Here is a 5,502-nt window from a genome sequence, read left to right as displayed (position 1 = left end):
AGCCAGAAGACCACCAGAAATATGTCCAATAAGTGGCCATTTATAATCCCAATACCTGCCAAATATTTCTTTGTCAAATCCGAAATAGGGTAAAGCGTCATTTATTACAAATTTCCCTGAGAATAGAATAAGAAATATTGTAAGACCAAATCTTAAATATGATTTTGCTTTAAGCTGATTTAAAAGGTTTAATTTCTCCATTTTTATTTATGATTTTTTTTGTTTGCCTGCTCTATTCTTTTTTCGGCTACATTAAAGCAAACAGACGATTTTTTTAAAATATCATCTGCCTTCATTAAAAAAAAATTAAATTTTTACACTCCCAATAAATAATACAAAGAAGTTTTTTGTGTTCTGGAAATGGGTAGTGATATTGTATTATTTAACTCCAATTCGTTATCGTGTTTTTTTAAAGCACTAATACATTGTATGTTTACTAAATAAGAACGATGTATTCTTACAAACTGCTCTTCGGGCAAGTTTGATGCTATTTCTTTTAAAGTTTTGCAACACAAATATGACTTACCGTTTTGCACAAAAACGGTAGTGTAATTGTTTATGGATTTGCAATACATAATTTCATCAAAAGGGATAAACCTTGTTTCATCAAAATTTGCAACAGCTAATTTTTTCCATTGCGTTTTTTTATTAGGTGGCAACAATTTTAGTAATCCCCTAAGTGGAACTGCTTGTGCCTGTTTTATATTGCTCATCATTTTTAGTTTTTAAAGTTCATTATGTTATCTTCTTTTTTTGTTTGGTATGCCAAAAACTGAAACCATAATCTGCATTCGTGAGACACGAACGCAGGCGGTGGTCATTTTGGCCTGTGAAGAAACTGGTAAAAGCTGAAAAAATCAATACGCTACCACTGTTTTTGTAACTACATTGTACCCAAAGCTTTTATTATTTATCCAATCTTTAAATCCTATAATTCCTGTATCAAGTACACTTACAGTAACATTCTCATTTAAACCTGTACTTTGTGCTGATGCGGCACCATTGGATACACTACTTACTTTCCAGTCAGTAAATTTTATGGAATAGTAAGGTGTAGCTGCCCCTGCTACATAAAAATTAAAAACAATGGCCTGGCCGGCAGATGGCTGCAGCGTGGATGAAGCCATGTTGCTGAGAAAAGGAATGGAATTAATATCAGCCAGCTTACTAATACTGATGTCCTGAAAGTTGGTACCTGCCGGCGTGCCGCTGTTTGAGCCCCCGCAGCTTATTGCTAAAACTCCATAAGCGCCATTGGTAAAACCATTTGCAGCACCTGTTAAAGTATAGGTAATGGAGTCTGTATTTGCAGCAGCAATTGCAGCGAATGCATTCCATTTTAAACCATCATGAAACGCCGGGGTTTTTGTACGGCTGTTGTAAATCATTAAACCGGCACTTGGGTTGCTTACACTGCTGGTATCGTTTAACCTTGGCAGTAATATGCCTTTGTTGGTGCTGGTTACATCAAGCACCGCATTGGCACTTGGAGTTTGGGTACCAATACCTACCTGTGCGTTTGTACTAAATGCTGAAAAGAAAACGATTGAAAATAATAGCTTTTTCATTTTTTATTTTTTATGTTTAATTGTGTATTGTTGTTTTATAATCTTGTTTATATGTGCCCTGGTTCGTGTCTCCATGCCTTGGTTTGTTTCTCACGAACCATACCGTGCATCCGTGAGACACGAACGCAGGCTAATTATTAATTGTATTTTAAAATCTTTGTACCAATAAGCTTCTTATCGACTGTTCTTTGTACAACTACTTTTACCCCTCCATCTTTTTGTAATTCAAAACTGGCGATGGGATAACCTATACCACCTTCGAAGCTGTTATTGCCAATATATTTTAAACTTGCTCTGATCTGTCCGTTTTGTTTCATAAAGAGCAGGTCATCATTTTTAATAAACTCAATAAGGTTATTATCGCCAACATCAAAAAGTCCAGTAACGGTATCATAAACTTTTTCATCAAGTGGAATCTCTTTACCCATAATTACATTAAAAACAATTTCCTTCTCGCCAGGCTTACTTTCTAAAATATTGAGTATCCTGTTTACCGCTTTAGGAGAAGAAGCCCATTTGTCAGTTTCAACATATTTACCTCCTTTAAAATAGATCTGGGTTATTAAATCCTGTTGATTGGGTACAGACACACGCATGTGTATGTGAGCAGGCCGCCAGGATGATTCATCGGTTGGGTTGGCTTTATAAGGAACGGGCAGAATGGATTTAAATGCATATTTGCCATCTGCATTTGTTTTGTGTCCGCCACGGTATTTGTATTCGTCTGAGGCATTATCATACACTTCATTTTCATCGCAATGCCAGATTTCAACCAAGGCATTGTTGATAGGGGTTTTGCCATCTTCTTTAAAAATACTTCCTTTCAAAACAATTGGTGCACCATGAGAAGTTGGAAGTCTTAAATTGGTTCTTACTGGTGCTCCTGGTCTGTAAAAAGGGCCAAGAATATCAGTTGTAGTTGGCGTGTCGCCTTCAAAGTTTTTACCATTAAAGCGTATAAAACCGCTGGAGCTTATGGCTACTGCAAAGAGTGCGGTGTTCCTTATAAAGTTTCTTCTTTGCATAAAAATATTTTTAGTGTAAAAAAATAAGGATATTATTTCTTCATCTCTACGCTGCTTAGTTTGTAGAAGTATCCTCCATCAATTTTTTTTAAATAAGAGGAGTGAAAAAATCACCCCTCTTTTGGTTTAATGGTTGCTGGTTGGGTAGTATAAAATTATTTTTGTAAAGGTTTGTGTATTTACAAACTATGGCTGTGCGTTAAACTTATTTCGAACTTAAATCAGCACGTAAAAAAAGTAATTCACTCCAGCTTTCGTCAATAAATTCAGCAATATCTTTAAGGTATTGTGCATAAGAGCCTTCTCCATTTACAGCTTCATAAGTTTCTTTAAATGGTTTACGAAAACCTGTTGCTCTTTCTTTTAAGCCCTGCTTATACCTTGTTGTTAAAGTATATTGTGCTTTACCGGAAGAACTGGCAGAATATACCGCAACTGTTACACCAACAGATGCCCAGTTTTTTTTCAACTTCTTTATAATATTTACAACATCGTCACCATGCCCAACTTTGGGATAAATGTGATTAATATTGATTTTATCAGAAAAATCACCCAACGCCACGGTACTCAACGAATCGATGTAAACAGAATAGCCACCCGATAGCCTGTCTGTTAAATAGATGGCTACATTTTTATTCCAGTCCAGGTTATGCTCTGTTCCTAAATTACCTCTTGTATCCTCTCCCTCCCAGCTTGTTGGTCCCTCGGTAATATGATAGCCTCCCATATCCGGACCTGATTGTATGGCAAACACCCGCCAATGGGACGTACCGGTATGGTATTTTTGTGCATGGTTAGCCAGTGCTTTTTCAAATTCAAGCACTTTATCCATTTTTGGAAATACCCGTTGGGTAGAAATTAAATTTTTGGTTTGGCTTATGCCTGCAAAAGGGATAAGCATGCAAAGAAGAAAAAACATCTTTGTAGTAAAACGGAAATTCTTTTTCATGTTGATTTGGTTTAATGGTTAAAGGCGAAATATGTTAAGTAGCAAGGCCGGTTATTTTTGTTTTACATCATCATTATAAATGTCCCTTATGCAGGTATACTTTCCACCACGATTTTCCCAAATGGCCATATACTTACCTGTGTTAAGTATTTTTCCAGCAGCGTCTTTTTGTGTGGATGTTCCTGTTTCTGTAACAGTTTGCTCATTGCCAAATACATCCATAATATCATAACTGACTACAGAGCCTTTAGGTCTTTTTGCAAGGCCTTCTTTAATATCGTTCAGAATAGCAGCTTTTCCTTTTACCATAGGTTTATTATTTGAAAAGCTTATGGCATCGTCGGCATAAAATGCAGCAATTGCGTTAGTGTCTCGGGCATTATCTGCAGCAGCCCAACTGTTTTCTAAAGCTTGTATAGTTGCTTTTAATTTTGCCATGTCTGTTGTAACAGCAGCAGGTGGAGCAGCCTCTGTTGCTGTGGCGGCATCTGCTTTTTCTTCTGGAGCATTGTTACATCCAAGAGTTAAGCAAGCCAGGGCAACACAAAGTGTTGCTACTTTAAAAGGATTCATTTTTTTCATTTTTTGATTATTTTATTAGTGGTTAAAAATATGCTGTGCAACTGCAGGCATCTATATAGTAAGGGCAATAATGGCCGTTAGTCTGAGCTTGTAAATTTTTTAAATTTCATACAGCGTGTTTGTTAGGTTAATTAAAGAATGGGTTGACTATTTAAAAAATGCTTTTGTGTGATAGTAATAGTAAACGATGACATGGTTTAACAACGATAGCAGAAGATCAGCTTTGTAAAGGGAGGGATAAAGTAACTTATGTAAAGGTCTGTTCAGGTACGATTAGGTGTTAGGACAAATCCGCCAACTTCCTGCACATTCACCCCAAACTACCGGACAAATTGTGCAGCAATAGGATTATTTCGTCATTTTGTAAAAACAGAGGCTATTTTCTTTTAATCCATGCAATAAAAAATGGCATTCCAATTATCTTTATAAGTAAATGCATAAACCCCTTATCTACCTAAAAGCAATATGTACGTTGGCCATTATTTGGCTGGGGTTTGGCGCAGCTGCACAAAACACACCCGATTACGAATCTATTTCTACTGCACAGGGCTTATCGCAAGGGATGGTGTTTGATATTTTGCAGGATAAAGAAGGCTTTATATGGGTGGCTACCAAAAACGGGCTCAACCGTTATGATGGTTATGGTTTTAAAATTTTCGCTAACGATCCCTACAATGCACATTCGCTCAGCAGTAACACCATTGTAAAACTGTTTGAAGATTCAAAAGGGAGGATATGGGCCGGCACCGAAAACGCCGGCTTAAATATTTACGATAAGAAGAGTGGTAAATTTTACCGCATCATGCACAGTAACTCAAATGCGGCCAGCCTTTCGGGTAATGGTATAAGATCAATTATGGAAATGCCCGATGGCAGAATACTTATAGCTACAGATGTTGCCGGATTAAATATTGTTGAATCCGGTAATGAATTCTTTACTAAAGATGCCGCACCTGTTGTTACCAGGCTTACTTTGCCGAACGACGCACCCGTTTACGGCATGGGAAAAGATACTAACGGAATCATCTGGATTGGCGGTATGGATGGAGCGGTGTACCGATTTGATCCGTTAAAGAATAACTTTATAAAGCTGAACAATGGTATTCTGCTTAATGACGGTTACCTTAACCCGGATAGCAGTAAATTAATTAACAGCAACCTCTACCTCTCCGATGGAACAGCTATATTTCCATTGTTCAACAGTAATAAAACACCAGGTGGCAATATCATCTTTAAACCCAAAGAACAACTTTGGGAAAACCACCACAGGGAAGAGTATTTTTATAGTGTTTATAAATACGAGCCAGGCAAAGCAGTAAACTGGAACGAGCCATTACCTGTAACCAAAACAAGATTATGTTATCCGTTCATTATCGAC

The 5,502-nt window shown here is 37.1% G+C and carries 7 protein-coding genes; 1 reads left to right on the top strand and 6 read right to left on the bottom strand.

Features of this window, described 5'->3' with window-relative positions; genetic code table 11:
• From ACY651_RS16915 to ACY651_RS16890, 6 genes are all read right to left on the bottom strand, one after another.
• Window positions 1–201 (bottom strand): hypothetical protein (locus ACY651_RS16915; protein WP_462254675.1); only part of this gene is annotated, 201 nt, incomplete at its 3' end.
• Window positions 202–314: 113 nt separating this feature from the next.
• Window positions 315–716: a LytR/AlgR family response regulator transcription factor gene (locus ACY651_RS16910; protein WP_462254674.1), complete on the bottom strand. Its 402-nt coding sequence runs from the start codon at window positions 714–716 to the stop codon at window positions 315–317.
• Between the two features lie 141 nt (window positions 717–857).
• Window positions 858–1,568: a type VI secretion system tube protein Hcp gene (locus ACY651_RS16905; RefSeq protein WP_462254673.1), complete on the bottom strand. Its 711-nt coding sequence runs from the start codon at window positions 1,566–1,568 to the stop codon at window positions 858–860.
• 137 nt (window positions 1,569–1,705) lie between these two features.
• Window positions 1,706–2,593 (bottom strand): dioxygenase family protein, encoded by an 888-nt coding sequence (locus tag ACY651_RS16900; RefSeq protein WP_462254672.1) that lies wholly within the window; start codon window positions 2,591–2,593, stop codon window positions 1,706–1,708.
• Window positions 2,594–2,798: 205 nt separating this feature from the next.
• Window positions 2,799–3,542, bottom strand: a complete 744-nt coding sequence (locus ACY651_RS16895; protein ID WP_462254671.1) for a hypothetical protein — start codon at window positions 3,540–3,542, stop codon at window positions 2,799–2,801.
• Window positions 3,543–3,593: 51 nt separating this feature from the next.
• The gene (locus ACY651_RS16890) at window positions 3,594–4,124 is read right to left on the bottom strand and encodes a YybH family protein (protein ID WP_462254670.1); all 531 of its coding nucleotides are present in this window, start codon (window positions 4,122–4,124) and stop codon (window positions 3,594–3,596) included.
• 433 nt (window positions 4,125–4,557) lie between these two features.
• Here ACY651_RS16890 and ACY651_RS16885 point away from each other — a divergent pair.
• The coding region (locus ACY651_RS16885) for a ligand-binding sensor domain-containing protein (RefSeq protein ID WP_462254669.1) at window positions 4,558–5,502 on the top strand (945 nt) is incomplete at its 3' end.

Origin of the sequence: Ferruginibacter sp., from assembly GCF_031391665.1 — a bacterium.
Lineage (GTDB): Bacteria > Bacteroidota > Bacteroidia > Chitinophagales > Chitinophagaceae > Ferruginibacter.
Note: the sequence above shows the minus strand (reverse complement) of the source record. Positions and strands in the feature narration are given on the sequence as shown.